Origin of the sequence: Acetobacter sp. DsW_54, from assembly GCF_002153575.1 — a bacterium.
Taxonomy (GTDB): Bacteria; Pseudomonadota; Alphaproteobacteria; order Acetobacterales; family Acetobacteraceae; genus Acetobacter; species Acetobacter fabarum.
Map to the genome: position 1 here is coordinate 1 of NZ_JOPD01000035.1, position 22,234 is coordinate 22,234.

18 protein-coding genes are annotated in these 22,234 nt (G+C 61.0%); 10 read left to right on the plus strand and 8 right to left on the minus strand.

Translation table 11 applies throughout. From position 1 onward, the window contains the following. Positions 1-510: 510 nt before the first annotated feature. Together hpnH and HK20_RS11695 are read left to right on the plus strand one after the other, a co-directional pair. Complete coding sequence (gene hpnH / locus HK20_RS11690) at positions 511-1,722, plus strand: adenosyl-hopene transferase HpnH (protein WP_086647240.1); 1,212 nt, start codon at positions 511-513, stop codon at positions 1,720-1,722. A gap of 255 nt (positions 1,723-1,977) precedes the next feature. Next, a complete protein-coding gene (locus HK20_RS11695) occupies positions 1,978-3,279 on the plus strand; it encodes a hemolysin family protein (protein ID WP_086647241.1) in 1,302 nt (433 codons plus the stop codon). 224 nt (positions 3,280-3,503) lie between these two features. On the opposite strand, the gene HK20_RS11700 is transcribed toward HK20_RS11695, so the two are convergent. After that, on the minus strand, positions 3,504-5,441 hold the full coding sequence (locus HK20_RS11700) for a transglycosylase SLT domain-containing protein (RefSeq protein ID WP_086647223.1): 1,938 nt from the start codon (positions 5,439-5,441) through the stop codon (positions 3,504-3,506). Positions 5,442-5,652: 211 nt separating this feature from the next. Continuing rightward, complete coding sequence (locus HK20_RS11705) at positions 5,653-6,498, minus strand: uracil-DNA glycosylase family protein (RefSeq protein WP_233129201.1); 846 nt, start codon at positions 6,496-6,498, stop codon at positions 5,653-5,655. 183 nt (positions 6,499-6,681) lie between these two features. On the opposite strand from HK20_RS11705, the gene HK20_RS11710 reads away from it, so the two are divergent. The 3 genes from HK20_RS11710 to HK20_RS11720 all read left to right on the plus strand — a co-directional run bounded on the left by HK20_RS11710 (position 6,682) and on the right by HK20_RS11720 (position 11,451). Next, positions 6,682-8,547, plus strand: a complete 1,866-nt coding sequence (locus HK20_RS11710; RefSeq protein ID WP_086647224.1) for a tetratricopeptide repeat protein — start codon at positions 6,682-6,684, stop codon at positions 8,545-8,547. Continuing rightward, positions 8,544-9,449: a 4-(cytidine 5'-diphospho)-2-C-methyl-D-erythritol kinase gene (locus HK20_RS11715; protein ID WP_086647225.1), complete on the plus strand. Its 906-nt coding sequence runs from the start codon at positions 8,544-8,546 to the stop codon at positions 9,447-9,449. Before HK20_RS11710 ends, HK20_RS11715 begins: the two co-directional genes overlap by 4 nt. Before the next feature lie 121 nt (positions 9,450-9,570). After that, positions 9,571-11,451, plus strand: a complete 1,881-nt coding sequence (locus HK20_RS11720; RefSeq protein WP_086647226.1) for a Hint domain-containing protein — start codon at positions 9,571-9,573, stop codon at positions 11,449-11,451. A 115-nt stretch (positions 11,452-11,566) separates the two neighbouring features. On the opposite strand, the gene HK20_RS11725 is transcribed toward HK20_RS11720, so the two are convergent. From HK20_RS11725 to HK20_RS11740, 4 genes are all read right to left on the minus strand, one after another. Beyond that, positions 11,567-12,574, minus strand: a complete 1,008-nt coding sequence (locus tag HK20_RS11725) for an SDR family oxidoreductase (RefSeq protein ID WP_086647227.1) — start codon at positions 12,572-12,574, stop codon at positions 11,567-11,569. Positions 12,575-12,725: 151 nt separating this feature from the next. Beyond that, positions 12,726-13,304 carry a YqaA family protein gene (locus tag HK20_RS11730; protein WP_086647228.1) on the minus strand — a complete coding sequence of 193 codons (579 nt, stop codon included), beginning with the start codon at positions 13,302-13,304 and terminating at the stop codon, positions 12,726-12,728. A gap of 9 nt (positions 13,305-13,313) precedes the next feature. Further along, complete coding sequence (locus HK20_RS11735; protein WP_086647229.1) at positions 13,314-13,523, minus strand: hypothetical protein; 210 nt, start codon at positions 13,521-13,523, stop codon at positions 13,314-13,316. Between the two features lie 22 nt (positions 13,524-13,545). Continuing rightward, entirely contained in the window at positions 13,546-15,009 is a 1,464-nt protein-coding gene (locus HK20_RS11740; protein WP_086647230.1) for an MATE family efflux transporter, read from the minus strand. A gap of 283 nt (positions 15,010-15,292) precedes the next feature. Here HK20_RS11740 and HK20_RS13010 point away from each other — a divergent pair, with 283 nt between their 5' ends. The 3 genes from HK20_RS13010 to HK20_RS11750 all read left to right on the plus strand — a co-directional run bounded on the left by HK20_RS13010 (position 15,293) and on the right by HK20_RS11750 (position 17,246). After that, positions 15,293-15,430: a hypothetical protein gene (locus HK20_RS13010; protein WP_158093066.1), complete on the plus strand. Its 138-nt coding sequence runs from the start codon at positions 15,293-15,295 to the stop codon at positions 15,428-15,430. A gap of 279 nt (positions 15,431-15,709) precedes the next feature. After that, the gene (locus HK20_RS11745) at positions 15,710-16,642 is read left to right on the plus strand and encodes a ribose-phosphate pyrophosphokinase (protein WP_086647231.1); all 933 of its coding nucleotides are present in this window, start codon (positions 15,710-15,712) and stop codon (positions 16,640-16,642) included. A 7-nt stretch (positions 16,643-16,649) separates the two neighbouring features. Continuing rightward, complete coding sequence (locus HK20_RS11750) at positions 16,650-17,246, plus strand: histidine phosphatase family protein (protein ID WP_086647232.1); 597 nt, start codon at positions 16,650-16,652, stop codon at positions 17,244-17,246. Between the two features lie 140 nt (positions 17,247-17,386). On the opposite strand, the gene HK20_RS11755 is transcribed toward HK20_RS11750, so the two are convergent. Continuing rightward, positions 17,387-17,785, minus strand: a complete 399-nt coding sequence (locus HK20_RS11755) for a hypothetical protein (RefSeq protein ID WP_086647233.1) — start codon at positions 17,783-17,785, stop codon at positions 17,387-17,389. Between the two features lie 200 nt (positions 17,786-17,985). Here HK20_RS11755 and HK20_RS11760 point away from each other — a divergent pair, with 200 nt between their 5' ends. Both HK20_RS11760 and HK20_RS11765 read left to right on the plus strand, forming a co-directional pair. After that, on the plus strand, positions 17,986-18,525 hold the full coding sequence (locus tag HK20_RS11760; RefSeq protein ID WP_086647234.1) for a DUF1269 domain-containing protein: 540 nt from the start codon (positions 17,986-17,988) through the stop codon (positions 18,523-18,525). Positions 18,526-18,726: 201 nt separating this feature from the next. Continuing rightward, positions 18,727-19,866, plus strand: a complete 1,140-nt coding sequence (locus tag HK20_RS11765; RefSeq protein ID WP_086647235.1) for an MFS transporter — start codon at positions 18,727-18,729, stop codon at positions 19,864-19,866. A gap of 28 nt (positions 19,867-19,894) precedes the next feature. Here the strand turns inward: HK20_RS11765 and HK20_RS11770 are convergent, their stop codons facing one another. After that, positions 19,895-22,189, minus strand: a complete 2,295-nt coding sequence (locus HK20_RS11770) for a TonB-dependent receptor (RefSeq protein ID WP_086647236.1) — start codon at positions 22,187-22,189, stop codon at positions 19,895-19,897. Between the last annotated feature and the right edge of the window lie 45 nt (positions 22,190-22,234).

Consider the following 22,234-nt stretch of genomic DNA (forward strand, 5'->3'; position numbering starts at 1 on the left):
ACGATCCAGCGCAGGAAAACGGCCAAAAGTGGGAATCGGTGACGCGGCGTTCTGGTTTTTAGAACTGTCCATGCGATTGTTTCCATCTTCTTTTTAGCGGAAAACGGCACATAACTGCCTTTTTCAGGCAGGGTATGCTGCTCCCCGGCGTGCCTTACATCGCGTTAACATGCCGACAGACATCGCGAACCAATGGGGTTTGGTTTAATGTTTTGTGAAAGAACGCAAGCACGGAAACAAAACTCGCTGCTGATTGTGTCTTTTTTGCAACAGGTAGCGAAAAAGACTTGAGCTTGACAAACGAGGCCACCTATATGCAGGCGAATACCTCATACACGCGTGGCTATACATGTTCCGCGCCTGTTGCTCCTTCTAACAGTCCACGGGTGGAGTAGCAGGCCAGGCAGGCAGCAGGTCCGGTCGCGCGCTTTATGGACATACTCAATACTGACTTGTCTTAACTACCAGTCACGATACAGGCGTTAAGTGGATGCGCCAAAGCGGGGGTTTATGGCCGTACCGATAATGCAGGCCGTCAGGGTCGGCAGTTACGTTGTCAAACAGCATATTACGGGGCGCAAGCGCTATCCGCTGGTGCTCATGCTTGAGCCGCTTTTTCGCTGCAACCTGGCCTGTGCAGGCTGCGGAAAAATCGATTACCCAGCGGCTATTCTCAACCAGCGCATGACCGTGCAGGAATGTCTGGATGCGGATGCGGAAGCAGGCGCACCAGTTATTGCCGTAGCCGGCGGGGAACCGCTGCTGCACAAGGAAATGCCCGAAATCATCCGTGGGCTGATCGCGCGCAAGAAGTACGTCTACCTGTGCACGAACGCCCTGCTTCTTGAAAAGAAGATGGACGATTACGAACCATCCCCCTTCTTCTCGTGGGATGTGCATCTGGATGGCGACAAGACCATGCACGATGCCTCCGTCTGTCAGGACGGGGTGTACGAACGCGCGGTTGCAGCCATTAAAAAGGCCAAGGCGCGCGGTTTCCGCGTGTCCATCAACTGCACCGTGTTCGATGGGGCAGACCCCCAGCGTATGGCCAACTTCTTTGATGAAGTGATGGCCATGGGCGTGGACGGGATCATGACCGCACCGGGCTATGCCTACGAGCGTGCACCCGATCAGGCGCACTTCCTCAACCGGCAGAAAACCAAGCAGCTCTTCCGCGATGTGTTCCGTCTGGGTAAGGGCAAGAAGTGGCGGTTTACGCAGTCTCCGCTCTTCCTCAACTTCCTTGCCGGTAACGAGCAGTACCACTGCACGCCGTGGGGTAAGCCCCTGCGTAACGTGTTTGGCTGGCAGCGTCCGTGCTACCTGCTGGGTGAAGGCTACGCCAAGTCCTTCCGTGAGCTGATGGACGACACCAAGTGGGACGATTACGGCACCGGTAACTACGAAAAATGTGCCGACTGCATGGTGCATTCCGGTTATGAATCCACCGCTGTTATGGATGCCGTCCGCCGCCCCTGGCACATTGCCAAGGTCGCGCTGTTTGGCCCCGAAACCGAAAAGCCGATGGTGCCGGAAATCTCTCTGGCTAACCAGCGTCCGGCCCAGTACGTGTTTTCCAAGCAGGTGGAAGAGCAGATGGAAGCCATTGCGGCGCGCAAGCCCGCCAAGGCTCCCCGGGTTAAGGTCGTGCGTACCGAAGGTGCGAATGACGAGGCCCCCAAGGCTGCTGAACCCGCAGAAAGCAGTGCCGCAGACTGATTCGGCCCTGTGCGAATCGGTTAGGTGAGACAGAAAACGGCTCCTTCGGGAGCCGTTTTTTTGTGCCTGCCGTAAAAAGAATACCGATTTGGTCCGCTTTATCCGATGGGCAGGCATACACACGCTGCATGGACCTGGCCGGTAGGGAGGGTCGCATGTTCGGCGCTGGTCTCCCGCGGGATCATCCCTTATCGTGCGCGTGGGGCTTTTGTTGCGCAAAGCCCGCTACAGCATAAAGGCGTGTTGGTTTTACCCATGGCACTTTCCATTCTTGTTATTTTCTTTCTGGTTTTCCTCAACGCAGTGTTCGCCATGGGTGAACTCGCCCTTATTTCCGTGCGTAAGCCGCGTCTGGCGCAGTTGCAGGAGAGCGGTATGCGCGGTGCGGACCGGGCCATGCGGCTGGCCGAGGACCCGCAGATCTTCCTGCCCACGGTGCAGGTAGGCATGACGCTTGTCTCCATTCTGGAAGGCACGTTTGGCGGTGTGCAGATCGAGGCGCACCTGACCCCCATTCTGGAACGCTTTGCCCTTCTCAAACCCTTTGCCCCGCAGCTTTCCATGGTTGTTGTGGTGGTTTTCATTACCGCCATCATGCTGGTGCTGGGGGAACTGGTGCCCAAGCAGCTTGCTCTGCGGGAGCCGGAAAAAATGGCTGCCCGTCTGGCCATGCCGCTGGAACTGCTGGCCAGGGTCACGGGCCCGGTGGTCATGCTGCTGCGGGCCTCCTCCAACATGGTCCTGCGCCTGATGGGGGCGAGTGATGCGGTCAACCAGAGCCTGACGGAAGAGGAACTCAAAGCCTACATAGCCGAAGGAGCGCGTCTGGGCGTGCTGGAGCACGAGGAGCGCAGCATGATCGAGCGGCTCCTGCGGCTGGCAGACCGGCCTGTACGGGCAATTATGACGCCCAGAAACGAACTGTGCTGGATAGACCGCCATGCCGGGCGTGAGGCACTGGTGCAGGTGCTCAAGCAGACCAGCTACGCCCGCATTGTGGTGTGCGAAGGGGGGGTGGATAACCCCGTGGGCGTTATTCTGGCCAAGGACATGCTGGACCGGGTGCTTGAGGGCATGCCTGTTTCCATTGAAGCGGGCATGCGGCCGATGGTGGTGGTGCCGGACAGCATTTCCGCGCTGGATATGCTGGAGCGTATGCGTAGCATCAGTCTGGGTATGGCCTTCGTGCTGGACGAATACGGGGCGTTTGAAGGGGTCGTGACCCCGGCGGACCTGTTTGACGCCATTGTGGGGGAAACCTCGCACGAGCAGCCCCAGTCCAGCCACCACGCGGCTAACGTGCCTGCGCCCGATGCTGTGATCAGCCTTGAAGGAACCGCCTCGGTGGATGAGATCAAGGATATGCTGGGCCTGCGCTCTTTGCCGGAGGAAGGCAGCTACCACACTCTGGGTGGCCTACTGCTGGCCTTACTGCGGCGTGTGCCCGCAGCGGGGGATAAGGTGGCCTATGATGGCTGGCTGTTTGAGGTGCTGGAAGTGGAAGGCCGCCGTGTGGCCCGTGTGCGGGCCAGCCGTCAGGCACTGGCGGAGAACTGAGGGAAGACCCGACCGGGCACACCTCCTCCCGTTCCCCGCATGTGTGCCGGGCCGGTGTGGGGTGTGCCTGTATGGTGCCCGGCCTGTTCTGGCAGGGGAGATACAACAAAGGGGCGCTTGGCTTATGCCAGCGCCCCTTTGTTGTGCAAGCGAATGCTCAGGCCGGATTGTAAGGTGCCTACCCCACACTCCCCGAAGGGAAGGCCCCCTGAGCCTGCATTGATTTAATGCAGGGTGCTGGCCAGAGCGGTTTCATCCGCAAAGTCAGGCCATGTGCCGTGTGCCAGAGCACTCAGGGAAGGGGTGGGCAGCTTCATTTTTGCAGCATAGCGCCACAGATAGGTCAGGGTCCGGTGGACGTAGTTCCGGGTTTCCTGGTTGGGGAGCAGTTCCATGAACATGAGCGGATCATCCGAGGATGCCGCCAGATTCTCCCAGTGGGCCAGTGCATTGGGGCCTGCATTGTAACTGGCCAGCAGGCGGATGATGTCCCCGCCCCGTGCTTCGGTATGGTTGGCCTGCTGGGTCAGCTTGGCCAGATACTGCACGTAGCGCTGCCCGATTTCCAGATTAAGGCTGGGGTCATGCAGGGCAGAGGCCGAACGCTCAAACCTGTGGTTGGGGTTGGAGGCAGAGGCACTGGTAACAAAATCGGCCGTTATGGGGCGGATCTGCATCAGCCCGTGGGCCCCTGCGCCGGATACGGCGCGGGCATCAAAGTTGGATTCCACACGGGCCAGCGCGTAAACAAGTGCCGGGTCCATGGTAAAGCCGTTGCGTGGGCGCAGTTGTGGTAGGGGCGCATCGTCCGTGCTTTGCGCGGAGGTTGCCTGGCTTTGCAGGGAATCCTCCATTTCGCGCGCAAGGTCATGCAGCCCCGCCGCCCCGGCTACCAGCTGGAAGGACCGGGCGAGGGTGACGTCATGCAGGTTGGGCCATGCGCGGCGCATGGCGTTTTCCGCTATTTCCGGCTCCCCGACCTGAAGCAGGGCAAATACGCGCCGGCCAACCTCGGTATTCCCCACGGCTTCTATGTCAATTTCGGTCAGAACCGGGGCGGAGGCCGTGCTCTGGCTGTTGGCGCCCGAGCTTTCCAGGGGAGCAAAGCTGGCAAGGCCGTGGCGTTCGCTCAGCTTGTGTGGGGTGCTTGCCGCACGCAGCATGGTGTTCGCCAGAAGCCCGTAAAATGTGCGGGGGAAGGTGGCGGCATGCTGGAGCCACAGGTGCTGGCTGTGGGGATTATTGGTTTTTTCGTGCGTCCGCGCGGCCCAGAAGGCGTTTGCGGCCCGCATTTCCGGCGTGGCGCGCGGTGCGTGGGAGGCACGTTCAAAAAACTGTCTGGCCTGCGCGTAGTCCTGCTTCTGCCACAGGGCCAGCCCGGCCACATAACCCGCCAGCGCATTGCGCCCGTGGGATACGGTGTTGGCTGTGCGGCTGATGTCCAGCGCCAGATCGGTTTCACCCGCGGCCAGCATGGCCTGTGCGGTTTCGGCCTGCAACTGGGCGGCATACGCAGGGGTCATACCCGGCGTGATGCTGATCAGGTGCAGAGCACTATGCACACCTTTAAGGCCCCATGTCGTGCGTTCACGCAAAGTGCGGTCCAGCATGGGGTTGCGGGTGAACTCCTGCAGCGGCCCTGCCGCAAGGGCGGCGTGTTCGGGGGCCAGATGCTCGGTGGAAGGGGCTGCGGGCATGGGCCCACCCCGTTCGGGCAGGGCGGCAAGCCGCGCCCATACGGCCGGAGCATCCGCGTAGGAGGTGTATTGCTTGAGCCAGTTGCGCAGCTCGGTCGCACTGGGGTGGTAGCTGGGGTTGAGGTAGCGGTTTGCCTCCATCTCACCCAGCAGCAGTGAGTCGGTCAGATGGGTGGTGCTGTTGATCGCCTCGGCAAACGCACCCATGCGCTGGAGACGGAAAACGGCACGGATGTTGGTTGCTACATCCTGTGGCAGTGGTCTGGGTAGTACAAGATCATCGCCTTCCGGAAAAGCCCGGCGCGGCAGAACCATCGCCAGCTCTTCGCTGTGCGGTTCCGCCCCGTGGTCCGGGGAACTGGCATGGGCTCTCGTCGTGGTGACGGAAGCGCTGGCCAAAAGAGCGGCTCCAGCCAAAAAGGCTTTTGCCGCGATCTGATGAGGAATTTGACCTATCGCTCGCATGGCTGGCGGGGTCTAGGCTTTTTGCGCGCAAAAAGCAAGTTTACTCTGTGTAAACATTGGTTGGCGTGTTGGAGAAACCATTGCGCACTTTGGCGTAACGCAACGGTTGTTGCTTTTGGAGTTCTTTGTTTTTCAAAGGTATTTGGCGTTATTTCATGCTGTAATTCTTTGTGACGGGTGTGGGGATATTGCCACTATCCCCTTGGTTGCTTCATGGCGTGTCACGCAGTGTTTTCATCACCAGCATAAGCGTTTGCCATATCTCCCGCCGGGCTGTGGGGGAGGCACGGAGCTGGAGCGGGTGGCGCATGGCCAGAACCGGCACATCCCCCAGACCGGGCAGGGCCAGCGTGCCCCATTCGCGCCGTGCGGCGGGGGTGTCTTTGCCGAGCAGCATGGTTGCGGGCAGGCGGCCGCACAGCACAAGGCGGCGGGGGGCAAACAGGGTGATCGCACGGTGCAGGAAGGGCAGGCAGATGCGCTGCTCCGCATCCGATGGCGGGCGGCCACCGGGGGGGCGCCACGGCAGGGCGGTGGCAAGGGTTAACTGGCTGCGCTCCAGTGGCAGCGGGGCCAGCAGTGTATCCAGCAAGGTGCCGCACAGGCCGGCAAAAACATGGCCGCTCCGGTCCTCATCCGCATCAGGGGCTTCCCCGATCAGCATGAGCGGGGCGTTGGTCGGGCCGGAGGGCAGGAGTGTGTGCATGGCCGTGCCGCGCAGGGAGCATGCATCAAACTGCTCCATGGCAGTGCGCAGGGCATCCGGTGTGGTTGCCTGTGCGGCGGCCTGCTGGGCAAGGGCTATGGACTCGCCCAGACTGGTAATGCCGCCTTCACTCCCCGCCGCAGGGGTGGGGTTCTGCCGCAGGGTATGGGGCGCTACCATGGGCGGAGCCTGCACGGCTGGCGCGCTCTGGCGGGGTTTGCCGGGGTTGGGCAGGCGTGGCAGATGGTGCGCGCCGGCCCCGCTCAGGCGGTGGTCTGTGGCGGTGTCGGTTACGGCGGTATCCACCCCCCATTCGGTATAGAGGCGGAGGAGGGAGAGGGCATCGTGCATTATCCCACCCCTATCACAATCACGGGGTGGACCAGAATATGGAGCGGATGGTTTGGCGGTTTGGCATGAGCGCGGTAGAGACAAAGCCAGCCGTTCATGTCGTTCCTCATTTGCTATGCTGGCAGATGTGGGCCGCCAGCCGCGGCAACCCGGTGCTGCCGTCTCAGCCTGAATAGGGTTCTTATGCTGTTTTGTCGTCTTATGCCTACGGTTTTCCTGCTGTCTGCCACCATGCTGGTGTCGCCTGCGCTGGCGGCGGTGCCTGAGCCTGCACGTGTTTTACACCATAAAACCGGCCCCGCTGCCCAAGCCGGGCACGGGTATGTCGATTCGGAGGCTTACCTGCGCGGGATCGTGGCTGTGCGCCTGGGGGATGACCTTGAGGCAGCGCAGGCCTTCCGCAAGGCATTGCAGGCGGACCCGGCGGATGCAGACCTGTTGCGGCAGGCTTTTGTACGCAGCGTCATGGTTGGTGCCCCTCAGGCGGTGGAACTGGCCCGGGTTGTGGATAAAACACCACAGGACAGGAGTGTGATCTCCGCCCTTGTTCTGGGGGATGACGCAGCTATGCGAGGCACATGGCCCGAGGCCGTGCAGTATTATCACCGTGCCGGGGCCGACCCCATGGCCCGCCTGATTGTGCCGCTGCTGCTGGCGTGGTGCCAGCAGGCGCAGGGCCACGCGGATGAGGCAATAGAAAACCTGCTCCATGTGCCCGGCTCCGGTCTTATGCCGTTTTATACCCTGCATGCCGCACTTATTGCGCAGGTGGCAGGCCAGTCCGACCGGGCGGGGGCGCTGTTTGTGCAGGCCCAGAAAGCCATGCCCGGCTACGACATGCTCCTGACCCGCTCCCACGCGGCGTGGCTATGGAACCATGGCCAGCAGGACAAGGCACGGGCCGTTATTCGTAAACTGGTGGCAACAGACTCCATTCTGGGGCTGGCAGGCCCCGCCCTGCAGGCGGAAATCGCCCATTACCCCGTGACATCCGCGCGGGAGGGAATCGCCCGTGCCTATGTGCTAACCGCCTTCCTGCTCCGCCAGCAGGCGCGGGAGCAGGCCCAGCAGGGAATGGAAGGGGAGGGCAGCGCGCTTAACCTGTTCCAGTTTAATGAGGCCGCCCGCCTGATGCTGGGCTTTGCGCTGGCCATGGACCCAACGCTGGCTGATGCCCGCCTGATGCTGGCGGAAATTCAGGACGACGAGCACCATTTTGCCGCCGCGCGCGAAACACTGGTGCGCGTTCCCCCGCAGGACCCGCTGGCCATGGTCGCGACCCTGCGCCTTGCGGTGCTGGAAACCACTAACGACCACCCGGCCGAGGCCATACCGCTCCTCCAGCATCTTGCCCAGCAGGTGCCGGGCCAGATTATTATAGAGCGCTCGCTGGGTAACGCCTTCAGCCAGACCAAGGACTGGAAGGCCGCCATAGCAGCCTATACCCGTGCAATTGATCTGGCCAACGTGCAGAAAAGCCCGGACTGGACGCTCCTGTTCCTGCGCGGCATGGCCTACCATGAAGCGGGGGACTGGGCCGCTGCCAAAAATGATACCCGCGCTGCGCTGGCCTATGCCCCGGATGAGCCGCTTTTACTCAATTTTCTGGGTTACGGCATGGTCGAACAGCATGAAGACCTGGCCGAAGCCGAACAGCTTTTGCGCAAGGCCCATGCGCTGGATGACCAGGACGCTGCCATAACAGACAGTCTGGGCTGGGTGCGCGTGGAGCAGGGTGATCTGGCGGGGGGGATTCCCCTGCTGGAAAAAGCCGCCGAGCAGACACCGGAAGACCCGGAGGTAAACTACCATCTGGGCGAGGCCTACTGGCGTATTGGCCGCAAGACCGAAGCCGTGGACCAGTGGAATGTGGCGCTGGGCTTACACCCCAGCCCGGCGGCTGAAAGCCTTATACGGGCGGCCTTGCAAAAAGCGGGTGTTCCCCCCACACCTCCTGCCGGGGTGGGTAGCCCTGCGGCACAGCCGGCTCCGGCCGCGCAACCCGCCCCCGCACAACCTGTTCAGGAACAAGGAAAGCACACGCCGTGACCGTTGCAGCACTGGATGTCTCCACCTTTGCATTTACAGAGGCAGCCCCCGCCAAGGTTAACCTGTACCTGCACGTTACCGGCCGCCGGGCGGATGGCTACCACCTGCTGGACAGTCTGGTGGTGTTTGCCGGGGCGGGCGATGTGCTGCACTACCAGCCCGGCCCCGAACCACTGAGCCTGCATGTTACCGGCCGTTTTGGCCGTGTGCTGGATGCTGCCTCCACGGGGGCGGACAACCTTGTACTTCGTGCGGCCCATGCCCTGCAGGGGCTGCGCGGGAGCCAGACCCGGTTGCCGGGCGGTACACTGGTGCTGGAAAAAAAGCTGCCTGTGGCCTCTGGCATTGGCGGAGGTTCGGCCGATGCCGCTGCGGCCCTGCGCCTGCTGGACCGGGCATGGAACGTACAGGCCAGCCGGGCAGACCTGCTGGCACTGGCCCAGACACTGGGGGCGGATGTGCCCGTCTGCCTGCTCAGCCAGACAATGCGGATGGAAGGAATAGGGGAAAACCTGACCCCCGCCGCCCACCTGCCCGAATGCGGGATGGTTCTGGTAAATTGCGGGCAGGCTGTTTCCACCCCCGAGGTGTTCCGCCGCCGGGATGGGGCTTTTCTGCCGCGCGCTCCCTTGCCCGATAACTGGGCCGATATTGCCGATGTGGTGGCTTTTCTCAAACAGCAGGGGAATAGTCTGGAAGAGGCCGCCTGTGCTGTCTGCCCCCCTGTTGGCCATGTTCTGGCGGATATTGGCGGGCAGGATGGCTGCCTTATGGCCCGTATGAGCGGGTCTGGCGCAACATGTTTTGGGCTGTTTGCCACACCGCAGGCAGCACGGCAGGCCGCAGACCGGCTGGAAGACGCACACTCCGCATGGTGGGTGTGGGGGGGCGGTCTGGTATAATGCGCTTGCAGAGTTAATTTATCGTCAACGCGTATAGCGTATAAAGATTTATTAACCATTTTTTATAATTCGGCCACTAAGCCTTTTCCTTCAGGGTATTTTACAGGGGAGGGGGGTGGCGATGGTGCATTATGTCAATACCAATGGCGTAAGCTGCGCAATTACGGACCATCAGGGTTTTCTGGGGGTGCGCGACGGCTACCATGTGGCCATGACCGCCCCCGATGGTACGCGTATTTATGCCGGTGTTATTCACCCTGCCATTTTTGGCGGACAGACCAACGGGAATGTCCTTTTAGGCACGCACGGGTCGTCCCGTGCCGTGCCAGCACCTGCGGGGGGCACCTATGTTGTGCCGCCGGGCGTGCACGCCACGTTTGGCATAGGCCCCGCTACCGGGCACGCCCCGTTGGGGAGTGCATTTTACATAGGTGGTAATGCCCTGCTGGGTGTGGCCCTTGGCGCGCCCGCTGGTTTGCGGGTGTATGTGGTGGGGGGGTACGCTATGTTTGCCCCCACGGAGCCCAATGCCGCACTCGATGGTGTGGAACTGAACATTGCCTATGGGGGTGTGTTCTCCTGCGGGGCTGGGCTGGCCGAGGTGCTGTGCGGGGCCACGGTGCGCTTTGGGGCCGGGGGCGGTACGGTGGTGATCCACGCGGATTATGCACCGTTTGACCTGTCTGGCACTGCAATCATGGATTACAACCCCGAACAGGCCATGATCGAGGTCCGCCATAGTGCTCAGCCAGTCGTGACCTGCCGCGTGAGCGCGGACCGCCATTGCCGGAGCATTGTCCTGTACGGTCAGGGGCAGGAGGAAGTCGGGCGTTTTACCGTGGAACTGGCCCAGGGGGCCGTGCTGGATGCCGGGGAATACCATGTGGCCGATACACGCTGCCCGCTGCGCATTACGGCGGAAAAAGGCCAGACCCGTACCCGAGCCTGCTTTATTGAGGGCACGGACATCCACACCGCAAATGCTCCCGCAGAGGTAGAGGCATTGCAGGCCGGCAGCCTTGTAGATGTGTGGAGCAAGGGCGGCATGACAACCCAGCGCTTGTTGTGGGTTGCCCGCGGGCATGTGCAGGTCCGCCCCGACTGCGCGGAGGAGGAGGCAGGCTACCCCATTCGCGTTTTACGCCATGCACTGGGGCAGAACCTGCCCGACCGGGACCTGCTGCTTACCCCTCAGCATACCGTTTTGCATAACGGGCGCTTTGTGCCCGTACGCCTGCTGGTGAATGGTGGCAGTATTTTTTATGATCACAGTATTGCCAGCTATAATTACACCCTTATGCAAACAGAAACGCATGCTGTTCTTGTAGCCAATGGCGTGCCCACAGAGTTTTATCTGGCGCAGGAGGCAGGGCAGGCAGAGGCATGGGCCGGTGGGGTCGTGCGTGTGGGCCGTGCGGCTCCCCATGTGTGGGAGAAGGAGGTTCTGCCATCCCCGCAGGTGGAGCGGGCGGCATTGGCAGCCATGTTTGCCCAGTTGCGCGCACGCGGCCCCAGCGTGCCGGGGTGCAGGCCGTTTGCGGCTGCACCGGAACTGAGCATGGACCCGGACCTGTTTCTGGTCACGGATCGGGGGCAGCGTATCAGGCTGCTGCGGCGTGAGGGAGACAGGTGCTTTTACATGCTGCCAGTCGGGGTGAAAAAGGTTTTCCTCACCTCGCGCACCACCCAGCCTTCGGCTGCTCATGGTGCTTATGGGGATGGCAGGCGTACTTTTGGGGTCAAAATAGGGGGCATAACCCTGTTTAGTGGTGGCCGGCATGTGCCCCAGATTTGCCATTTGCGGGCGGAGGGCGCCGCATGGCCCGGCTGGCATGTTATGGAGGCCAACGCAATAAGCCGCTGGACAACAGGTTATGCCGAATTACCGCTCAAGGGGGTAAAGGAAGGGCTGATCGGGCTGCTGACCATTCAGGTCCATGCGGCGGGGCCATTTGTTGTGCCGCCCCTGGCCGGGGTGGGGGATGGCAGGTTACGGGCCTGAACAATTGAGCTTTGCAGGGCGGAGTGGTTTTTTATAACTCCGCTCCCCCCTGCGCTTCCACGCCTGAGGTGGGGTACGCAGGGGGGAGGGCTTTAACGGCCCTGATCGTGCGGGATCAGTCTTTGCGGCACTGGCGGATGTGGTTGAATGCCGCACTCATCCCCATGGCTGCGAGCGCACCAAACAGGCTGGCCCGCAGACCGGACGAGACAAAAACCGTAAACGGGCTGTTCAGCCTGCGGGCCTTGGCTTCAAACGGGCCTTCGGCGCCGTAAGCGCCGGGTACCGGGTTGTACAGGTCATCTGGCTGAATGCCCTCAGCCCAGTCATGGCTCATCTGGGCTTTGTAGCCGTGGCTGGCCAGCCGGGCCTCGCGGCAGCTGCGGCCAGCCAGACGCCAAAGGGCGGCAAAGCTGTTGGCCCAACCGATGGAAATGGAGCGGCTGGTAGTAAAGGCCGCGCGGCAGATGGCCTCTGCGGCAACTTCCGGTTCGTAAACCGGACCAAAGGGTTTGAGCCGCTTGCCGGTCAGGTTGCGGGTCCAGCCATAATGCGGGGTGTTAATGGCAGGCAGGTCCACCATAACAATGCGAATATGGTCTGCATCATGCCGCAGTTCCGTGCGCAGGCTGTTGCAAAAGCCGCGCAGGGCCGCGCGGGAGCCATTTTCCGCTGCCTGTAGGGGCAGGTCACGCAGTGTGGGGGCCAGATCAAGGTTGATAATTGCCCCCTGTCCCCTGCGCCGCATAACGTTCAGGGCCGCCAGTGTGCCGTTAACGCTGCCAAGATAGGTAACTTGCGTAGCCCGTGCGATGTCCTGTGCATTCAGGGCTGCAACCTGGCCAACAACTGTGGCCCCCGCGCAGTTGGCCCAGACAGAAATGGGGCCAAGTTCGCTTTCAACCCGGTTGGCGGCGTCCTGCACGGCCTGTGCGTCGGCCACGTCCACGCTGATGACAAGGGAGTGGACGGAATGCTGGGCCAGATTCTGTGCCGTGGCGTTCAGGCGTTCCTTGTCCCGCCCCAGCAGGGCGACATCAAACCCCGCGCGCCCCAGTGCGCGGGCTGCTGCACGGCCAATGCCCGAACCTGCTCCTGTAATGACCGCAATCTGAGTTGCCATGCCTGATGTGCCTCCCGCGTTGGTTCTGGTGGTGTGGATGGGGTGTTAAAAACTGGGTCTTTCTACCTGCGCGAGCAGGGGGTGGAGCGCAAGGCGTGCCAGAGCGCGCCTGCCTTGTGCGCCACAGGGGCCATATGGCCCCGTTAAGGGGCTACAGGTAGCGCAGCGCCAAAAAGCCGCCAAGCAGGGCAAGGGCGAATACGCCCGTAACCAGCGGCAGGCGGGTTTCCAGAAAATCCTGAATGGTTGGGCCAAAGCGGCGCAACAGGCCCGCCACCAGCGCAAAACGCGCGCCACGGGTTACAAGGCTCGCGCACATAAAGGGCAGAATGGCAAAATGCGCCATGCCGCTGGCAATGGTCACAAACTTGTAGGGGATGGGGGTCAGCCCCTTGAACAGAATGATCCATACCCCCCACTGGCGGAATTTTTCCTGCAAGGAGAGCAGTGTGTGTTCGGCATGGTAAAAATGCACAATGGGTTTTGCCAGCGTATCCAGCAGCAGCGCGCCAATCAGCCAGCCCAGCAGGCCACCGGCCACACTGGCCACGGTGCAGATGGCGGCGTACCGCCATGCCTTGTCCTTTTGTGCCAGCACCATGGGGACAAGCAGCGTTTCCGGCGGGAGGGGGAAAAAGCTGGCTTCTGCAAAAGCCAGTGCCGCCAGCCATAAAGGCGCGTGGGGGCTGGCGGCATGCCGCAGAACGCGGGCGTAGAGTTTATCGAGCATTCAGGTCCGTTACAGTCGTTCTTGGCGCAGCACGGCTTCCGCCTTGCTGTGGATCAGGTCGTATTCCGCCTGTGTCAGGTTGCCCCGATGCAGCATTTCGCTCGCGCGGGCAAGGGCATCCCTTGCATGGGTGGCGTCTGGTATGGGGTAGCGGCGGCCGGGTAGGGCAAAGGCGCTATCGGGCAGGGCATTGCGTTCTTGCGTGGTCAACTTGGACATGTGCGTATTCCTGTTCCCTCGGTTAAAGGTCGGAGGCACTTTCCACTTCGTCCAGTTCCGCCATGGCGGCTTCTGCACTGGTGGTTGGCACGTCAGAAACTGGCGTGCTCCGCATATCCTGCGCCGGAGGGTGCGACGCGGGAGACGATGTGAGTGTTTGCGTGACACGGAATGCAGTCAAGACCGCAAATGACCCAAACAGCACTGCACCCATGGCCTGCCCTACCTGTACCCCCTGCGGGCCATAATGCGCGCATAGCAGAACAAACGGAATGGTGCCCAGCGTTGCCCGCCCCCAGTTGAACGCGGTGGAATACAGGGGAAAGCCAAGGTTGTTGAATGCGGCATTGGCAACAAACAGCATGCCAACAAACAGGTAACTGCCAATGGTCCATGTGCAGAACAGGTGCAGAAGTGCCGCAGCATTCCCCTGTGCATTGTACATGGCAATAATCAGGTCCTGCGCAAAGTAGAGTGCAACCCAGGTCAGCCCTACGCTGAGCACAACCAGCTTAAGTGCGGCTGTCAGGGTCTGGCGCACACGGTCGGGGCGGCCTGCGCCCACGTTCTGGCCCATAATCGGGCCGACCGAACCAGTCAGCGCAAACACGAGCGAGAACAGCACCGGCACCATGCGCTCAATAGAGGCCTGCCCCGCCACGGCTTCCAGCCCAAAGCCGGACATGGCGCGCGTGACGTACACCCCCCCTGCGGGTGTTGCCAGATTGGTCAGGATAGCGGGGAGCGATATGCCAGCCACCCGGCGGGTGTCGGGCACAATGCGGCGCAGGCAGGGGCGGGCCAGCATGCTGTGCCGCAGGGCGCCACGCAGCCCGGCCCCGGCCACCACAATGCGGGAGAAGGTGGTGCTGATGGCAGCCCCCACAAGCCCTTCATGCAGCCCGAAAATAAACAGCGGGTCGAGCACGGCCGCCACCACGGCCCCCATAAGGGTAATATGCATGGAGCCTTTGGCATCCCCCACCACCCGCATAAGGGCCGAGCAGCCCATGCCAACGCAGATCAGGGGTAGGGCAACGCTGAGAATGCGCAGGTAGGCTGTGGCTTCGGTCAGGGTTTGCCCCTGTGCGCCAAACAGGTGGAGGATGGGGGCGGCCTCCATGGCCGTGGCAAGGCCCAGAATCCCTGTGACCACGGTCATGACAATCATGGAAGAGGCGGCCAGGCAGCGGGCTTCTTCATGCCGTCCGGCACCGATCTCACGCGCTGTGGCGGCACTTATGCCAATGGTCAGGCCAATGGAAATGGCAATCTGTAGGCCAATAACAGCACTGGCAAAGCCAATGGCCGCGGTCATGGCGGTGTTGTTGAGGTGGCTGATATACACCATGTTGAGCATATCAACCGCAAACACGGCCATAAGCCCGATGGCCCCCGTTCCGGCCATGACCAGCACGTGCCGCATGATGCTGCCTGTTGTAAAACAGGCTTTATGGCGGCTGCCGGGCGGGGGTGGCCGGGTCATGCTGGCTCCGTTGGGGCTTGCTCGTTGCGTATGGGCACGCTCGGGCGGACATTACAGCCGGGCAGTATGTCACGTCCGGGCGGCGCTGCGAATAACCTGTTGGTGGATTAAACCGCATGGCTCGGCTGATTTATGGCGTGGGGGCGTGAATACCGTGTGGCCATACTGGGCGGGGGATGTGCCCATGCGTGCCCGGCCCGGCAATGATAGGCCTGTGAGTTGCGTTGGATTCTTATGCGCAATGCGCATAGTAGGTATGCAATTACCACTAAAGGGGTGTGCCATGCTGGCAAGGGGCCTGTGGCTGCCTGCCGAGGGTATTCTGGGGCGTGACTATCCGCGCGGAAGAGGGGGGAATGCGGCGTATGTGGCGGTAAACAGCCATTGGTGGGGTGTTGTGCGCCAGACTGGCAAGGGCTGACCCTGCCAGGCGGTGCTGCCCGTGCGGGCAGTTTGCCCGGAACACAGGCCCGTACCCGGCCCGACCGCAACGCTCCCACTTAGAGAAAAGGGCGGATTTGCGCAAGTTAAGGATCATGGACAGGGCGGAGATACGCGGCTTTTAGGCCACGCCTGCACCCCGGACGCATCAGGCAGGCCGAAGGGTGGATGACAATGGGGCGCGCGGTTGCTAAACCCCCCTCGCTGCAGTCTTCCTTCCTAATTCGTGTAACAGCTGAGGCCGGGAACCGTCCTTGTCATGAAAATCGTCGCCTGTAATAGCAACCTGCCACTGGCCCAGGCCGTTGCAGCAGAGCTGAACCTGCCCCTGTGTAACGTAACCGTGCGCCGCTTTGCGGACATGGAAGTGTTTGTTGAAATTCATGAAAACGTGCGCGGTGAGGATGTTTTTGTCATCCAGAGCACCTGCACGCCCACGAATGACAACCTGATGGAACTGCTGATCATGCTGGACGCCCTGCGTCGCGGGTCGGCCAAACGTATTACGGCAGTTATTCCGTATTTCGGGTATGCCCGTCAGGACCGCAAATCCGGCCCCCGTACGCCTATCAGCGCCAAGCTGGTTGCCAACCTGCTGGTGGAAGCCGGGGCCAGCCGTGTGCTGACACTGGACCTGCACGCCATGCAGATTCAGGGCTTTTTTGATATTCCGGTGGACAATCTGTACGCAGCCCCCCTGTTTGTGCGCGACATCCGCGCCCAGTACGGTGACCGCGACCTTATGATTGTCTCCCCCGATGTGGGTGGGGTGGTGCGTGCGCGCCAGCTTGCCCAGCGCCTGAACACCGATTTGGCCATTATTGACAAGCGGCGTGAGCGCGCAGGCGTGTCCGAGGTCATGAACGTGATTGGCGATGTCAAAGGACGTCACTGCCTGCTGGTGGATGATATTGTGGATAGCGGTGGGTCACTGTGCAACGCAGCCCGCGCCATTGCCCAGCAGGGTGCGGCATCGGTTGGTGCATACGTTACCCACGGTGTGCTCACCGGGCAGGCCGTGCCCCGTATTGCCGAGTCCCCGATTGAAATGCTGACCCTGACAGACAGTATTCAGGCAACAGCACCGGTCATGGCGGCCAGCAATATCCGCCAGATCACCATTTCCGGCCTGCTGGCGCGCGCCATGCGTGCCGTATCGGACGAAAGCTCCGTATCGTCCCTGTTTGACTGAAGGTGCCATGACCGTGCTTCTCCCCCGTCCATACTGGTATCTGCGGCACGGTCAGACGGACTGGAACAGGGCCGGTCTTTCTCAGGGGCGTACGGATGTGCCGCTGAACGAGACCGGGATTGATCAGGCGGTGGAGGCTGGCAGGCTGATCGAGCAGGCCATACGCGCACAAGGGGCGGGAGCCATTACACGTATTGTGTGTTCCCCCCTCGAACGTGCCCACCGTACGGCCCAGATTGTGCGGGATGAACTGGTCGCCTACGGCCTGCCGGAACTTCCCCTGAGCGTGGATGAGGATCTGGCCGAGGTCTGCTTTGGCGAGCAGGAAGGCCAGCCCATTGCCGACTGGTATGATGACTGGATAGCCGAGCAGTACACCCCACCGGGGGCTGAACCGTTTGCCGAGCTTAAAAGCAGGGCTGCCCGTGCGCTTAACCGCGCCACGGCAGCAGATGGGTTACCTCTGGTGGTGGCCCACGGGGCGCTGTTCCGGGCCTTGCGCGCGGTTATGGCCCTGCCAGCCAATGTACGCCTGCCCAACGCCATTCCGCTCAGTGCAGTGCATGATGCACAGACCGGCTGGAATCTGAGCGAACTCCCCTGATATTACGCCTCTGACCAGAAGGTTTTTTTTGCACCTGTTAACTGCGCTGGGCCAGCGTGCCTGCCCGGTGCGGTACAGCAAGCCGTGCCTGATGTGGGGGCATCGTATGCCTGCCACATCAGGTCAGGCGGGTTGGCGGTTCATTCCCGAACCGTGGGCGGCTGCGGGAAAAGGGACGGGTCATGGATGGCCCGCAGCCTGACGCATTGCGGCAGCATCTTGCGGATCATCTTCATGGTTGCCAGGTCGGAAAGGCCTGTCTGTTCAGAAAACCAGTCCAGTTCTTCTTGCAAAAAGAATCCCCGCACTTCTGCCTCGGTTGCGGGTGGGCTGTGTGGCGCGCTCTGCCAGCGGCGGATGGTGCTGATCATGCCCATGGCCTGTGCGCGTTTTTCCAGCTTACTGGGCAGGTCGGGCCGGGGGACGGGGCCGAGCACTTCGTTCAGTGCGGTCATCAGGCCCGATTTGTCGCCCGTGGCACCGGTAATAAAATCCCCCACATGCGTGATGGCATTGGAGACGGTGTTAAGGAATGTCATGGTAGCCCCCTGTTGTTAAAAAAGGAGATACAGGTGCAACGGACCGCAGGCCGGTGGGGTTGCAGGGCGGAATATTAAATAAAAAACATCTGGCAGCCCTGTGCGCAGCACTCTGGCAAAGGCCTTGCCCGCTCCCTACATTACGTAGGGTTCACGTGGTTGCCCCTTTTTGGGGAAAGCCGCAAAAGCAAGGAAATACCATGTCTGATCTGATCGTGCTAGGCTTTGACCATATTGATGACGCCGCCAAGGTGCTGAGCGAATGCCACACCTTGCAGAAGGAATACCTGCTAGACTTGGAAGATGCCGTTGTGGTCACGCGGGATGCCACCGGCAAGCCGCGTTTGCACCAGAGCGTTAATCTGGAAAAAGCGGGTGCATCCTGGGGGCTGTTCTCTGGCGGGTTCTGGGGTGCGGTGGTCGGGCTTTTGTGCCTTAACCCGCTGGCAGGCTTTGTTATTGGCAGTGCCGTTGGGGCCGGTGCAGGCGCTCTGGCAGGCAAGATGTCCGATTACGGGATTGATGACGGGTTTATTACCAAACTGAGCGACACCATTCCCCCCAACACCTCTGCCCTGTTTGTGCTGGTGCGCAAATCCCAGCCGGATAAGGTTCTGGCCGATCTGCAACAGTTCAAAGGCCATGCCCGTATTTTGCAGACATCCCTCTCCCCCGAAGCAGAAGCACGGCTCAAGGCGGCTCTGGGCGATGCCTCAGCCCCCGCCCAGCCTGTGGCCTGAACTCCAGCGTTTTAATGCGGTGCATGCAGGGGGTGGCGGGCATATGCCCGCCACCCCCTGTTTTTATGGGTAGGTGTATCGGGCGTGCCGTGTCTGAGTAGAGCGTGCCTGCCCTTACGGTTTTCTGCGTGGTTGTGCAGGCGGGGCTGGCATAGTAGGGGCACGTCTGCCTTCTTTTCCATTCTGTCGGGTTATGCTGCCATGGTACGTCTTGTCATGCTCTCGGTCGGGGCGTTCATATGGCTTGTGACCGAGGTCATGCCCATTGGGTTGCTGACTGATATTGCACAGGGGCTGCATGTATCCCCCGCGCAGGTTGGGCTGCTGGTTACAGGCTATGCCTGGCTGGTGGCGTTAACGGCTATTCCGCTAACATTGCTGACTTCTGGCGTGGACCGGCGGGTACTTGTGGCCAGCCTGCTGCTGCTGGCTGGCGGGGTGGATATAGCCTGCGCCTTTGTCACCAATTATGCGCTCATGGCCGTGCTGCGCATTATGCTGGCATTGGGGCATGGTATTTTCTGGTCGGTTATTGCGGGGGTTGCGGTCCGTCTGGCCCCGGACATACCTGTGGCACGGGCCACGGGCTGGGCTTTTACAGGGGTTGCGGTGGGGTTTGCCGGGGGTATTCCCCTTGTGTCCGCCATTGGGCAATGGCTGGGCTGGCGCGCAGCTTTTTTAACCTGCGGTGCAGGGGCTCTGGCGGTGTTTGCCGCAGCTCTGGTGCTGTTGCCCGCCATGCCGGCCCAGCGGCGGCGGCTGGACCTGCTGCGCCTGCTCCGCCAGCCAGTGTTCGTTTATATTGCGGTGCTGACAATGCTGGTGATTATCGCGCATTTTACGGCCTACACGTATATCATCCCGCTCCTGCAAACCATTCCGCATAGTCCTGAACGGCTTATTCCCGTTCTGCTGCTGGTGTATGGCGTTGCGGGGGTTGGCGGCAACTGGGTGGGGGGGCGGCTACCCTGTTCCGCCGGGCGGCTGATTGGTGTGGCAACGGCGGCGCTTGTAGCCAGCCACGGCATTATGGTGGCGGCAGGCTGGTGGCCCGGTCTGGTCTGGGTGGATATGGTCGTGTGGGGGATTGTTGGCGCGGTTATGAACATGGCCCCCCAGAGTTACGCCATGGAACTGGCTCCGGATGAGCGCGAGGCCGCATGCTCCTTTAGCGTGACCGGCTTTAATGCCGGTATTGGCGGGGGTGCTTTGTGCGGCGGGGTCGTGCTGGGTGCCGCCGGCCCTTACGCGGTGCTGGCATGGAGTGCGGGTATTGCTCTGCTTGCCCTGCTGGTGCTGTGGGCCGGACGGTTTGTGGTGAGTGGCAGAAAACAGGGCTGAACGGGGTGTGCCCATTCAGCCCCGGTTGTTAAAACCCTTGGGATATACCGCACAGTATGGTCCTGCGCAGGCCGTATTGGGGTGCGGTAACACCAATGCCCGAACCATCACGCAGCATGTAGGTGTGGTCTCCCAGATTGATCACATCCAGCCTTAACTGCGTATCCCCCTGCCATGCCGAGCCAAAGGTGTTGTGAATGGTCTGCACGGCAGAAAAATTAACGGTAGCATAAGGTGTTAATGCAAGCCCGTTGGGGATGCCGTTTGCATCATCATCCGCGCGCAGGCCACTGCCATAGACCAGTGTGGCGGACAGGCGCAGCGGAGCACGGGTTTTGTGGAAAAATGTGTATGCTGCTCCAGCAGATGCGGTCCAGCGCTGGTCATGGTCCAGATGGACCCAGCGGCTGCTGATGTAGTCCAGCTCGCCCTGGTCAAAATTGAACTGCGCACTGGTAATTTTTTTACCAATGGCGCGTGACCATGCAAAATTACCGTAAAGGGAGAGTGGGCCGCGGTCGTAGGAGGTGCTGACTTCGTACCCGTTTACCTGCCCATGGCGGTAGTTAAAGCCGCTCAGAATAATGGGGGCGCCAAACTGGCCCTCATCAATCAGGTTCTTGGCCAGTTTGTAATAGGCGTCAAAGGCAATATGCCAGCCGGGCAGAATGGTCTGGTCAAACCCTGCATCAAAATAATGGTCGCGCTCGGCACGCACTTTGCTGTTTGTGAGCGAATTGGGCGCGCCACTGGTGCCGTACAGATGGGTAAGCGATGCCCCGCTTACAATTTCAAACGGTGGGGGAGTAAAATAGCGCGAGTAGCCTGCGTGCAGGGTACCGTTTTTCCATGGTTTCCACACAAGGTTTACACGCGGGCTAAACTGGTGTTCGGCGGTGTATTCGCTCACGCCATCAAAACGCAGGCCGTAATTGATGGTCAGGTTACGCAAGGGGCGCCATTCGTCCTGCGCGTACACGCCATAAACCATGCCGGTTTTGCCACTGCTGTCATACACATTCAAGGGGTTGGGGCCGTATGTGGGCGGGGTGCTGCCAACATTGGTCTGTGGGAAAACGGTTGATGTGGTGCTCGAAACATTGCGTTCCACAAAAACCTGAAACCCGAAGCGCACAGTATGGTCGCGCGCTGCGCGCCAGGTTACGTCGTGCTGGGTGCCGGTGGAAAAGACCGAGCGCGCGGCCCGCTGGGCATTGCCAAGGTAGAGCAGGTCCCCGGTGGGGTCGGGGGAGTAGCGCAGGGAGCTGTAGCGGGTAAAAACGGAATCCTGTAGGCTAAAAGCTCCAATTTCCTTTTGCAGGGCCAGCACGGCAAAGTCGGTAATCTGCTTTTGGTGTTCGTTCAGGCTATCGCTGTTGGTAGTGGCCCCTGCGGGGGGCGTGTAGTTTTGGCTCCAGCTATCGGGGGTTAGGCCGGGGTTGTTAGGGAGCTGATATTCCGCGTTGGAAATGCCTGCAATCAGGCTGATCCGCGTATCTTCATCCACCGTATAACGGGCATGGCCCAAAAAGTGGTACTGGTTGCTCAGGTCATGCGGGGCGTTAAATGAGCTTGTGGTGTTTTCTATGCCCACGCGGTCATGCACAAAGTCCGCCGTGGCAAAAAAATCCCACTTTCCTTTGTGAAAACCATATTGCAGGGAAGGGAAGAAGTAATCCCGTGCCCCACCGTAAATGGACAGGTTCCCCCCTGCATTGGTCGTGCCATTTTTGGTGGTAATATCCACCACGGCAGCCTGCAGGAAGCCAAACTGGCTGGGCAGCGCGCCTGTGGTCAGGGACATGTTATCGGCAAAGCGGGTCATCAGTGCCTGCCCGAATACGCTCAGCCCTTCGGGTAGCTGCACGCCGTCAAGGCGGAACTGCACTTCGTTATGGTCTCCGCGCACATGGATCTGGCCGTAACTGTCCTGCGCAACCCCCGGAGCTTGCAAAAGAACCTGATTAAGCGGGGCATTATCCCCACCGGGAATATTCTCCAGCGCCTGACGGCTGAAATGGTACACGCTGGCCCCCGTGGTGGGCGACAGCTCGGAGCGAGCACGGTCCAGATGTGCGGTTACAATAACCTGTTCCGCCTCATGCGTGGTGGAGTGGGGGATAACCTGCACGGTTTCCGCCCCTTTGCGCACGGGCTTTTTGGTCGTGGCTGGTGTGCCAGTGCCTGCAAGTGTGCCTGTGGTTGTCGTGGCTGTGACCTGCGTGGTGGTCGTGGCCGTCTGGGCTGCTGCTGCATGGCCTGTTGCCAGCAGGCTGCTCAAAAAAGAAGAGCAGAGGAGAAGACCAGATGGTCGGTAGGTCATAATTACATGCCGCCTGAATTGGAGTGAGCCAAGGGCCGCATAGCT

Coding starts and splice junctions, on each gene's coding strand:
- HK20_RS11735 (WP_086647229.1), bottom strand. CDS start 13,523: ATGTCCAAGTTGACCACGCAAGAACGCAATGCCCTGCCCGATAGCGCC.
- HK20_RS11770 (WP_086647236.1), bottom strand. CDS start 22,189: ATGACCTACCGACCATCTGGTCTTCTCCTCTGCTCTTCTTTTTTGAGC.
- HK20_RS11740 (WP_086647230.1), bottom strand. CDS start 15,009: ATGACCCGGCCACCCCCGCCCGGCAGCCGCCATAAAGCCTGTTTTACA.
- HK20_RS11710 (WP_086647224.1), top strand. CDS start 6,682: ATGCTGTTTTGTCGTCTTATGCCTACGGTTTTCCTGCTGTCTGCCACC.
- hpnH (WP_086647240.1), top strand. CDS start 511: ATGGCCGTACCGATAATGCAGGCCGTCAGGGTCGGCAGTTACGTTGTC.
- HK20_RS11725 (WP_086647227.1), bottom strand. CDS start 12,574: ATGGCAACTCAGATTGCGGTCATTACAGGAGCAGGTTCGGGCATTGGC.
- HK20_RS11705 (WP_233129201.1), bottom strand. CDS start 6,498: ATGCACGATGCCCTCTCCCTCCTCCGCCTCTATACCGAATGGGGGGTG.
- HK20_RS11700 (WP_086647223.1), bottom strand. CDS start 5,441: ATGCGAGCGATAGGTCAAATTCCTCATCAGATCGCGGCAAAAGCCTTT.
- HK20_RS11760 (WP_086647234.1), top strand. CDS start 17,986: ATGTCTGATCTGATCGTGCTAGGCTTTGACCATATTGATGACGCCGCC.
- HK20_RS11730 (WP_086647228.1), bottom strand. CDS start 13,304: ATGCTCGATAAACTCTACGCCCGCGTTCTGCGGCATGCCGCCAGCCCC.
- HK20_RS11750 (WP_086647232.1), top strand. CDS start 16,650: ATGACCGTGCTTCTCCCCCGTCCATACTGGTATCTGCGGCACGGTCAG.
- HK20_RS11720 (WP_086647226.1), top strand. CDS start 9,571: ATGGTGCATTATGTCAATACCAATGGCGTAAGCTGCGCAATTACGGAC.
- HK20_RS11765 (WP_086647235.1), top strand. CDS start 18,727: ATGGTACGTCTTGTCATGCTCTCGGTCGGGGCGTTCATATGGCTTGTG.
- HK20_RS11755 (WP_086647233.1), bottom strand. CDS start 17,785: ATGACATTCCTTAACACCGTCTCCAATGCCATCACGCATGTGGGGGAT.
- HK20_RS11745 (WP_086647231.1), top strand. CDS start 15,710: ATGAAAATCGTCGCCTGTAATAGCAACCTGCCACTGGCCCAGGCCGTT.
- HK20_RS13010 (WP_158093066.1), top strand. CDS start 15,293: ATGCTGGCAAGGGGCCTGTGGCTGCCTGCCGAGGGTATTCTGGGGCGT.
- HK20_RS11695 (WP_086647241.1), top strand. CDS start 1,978: ATGGCACTTTCCATTCTTGTTATTTTCTTTCTGGTTTTCCTCAACGCA.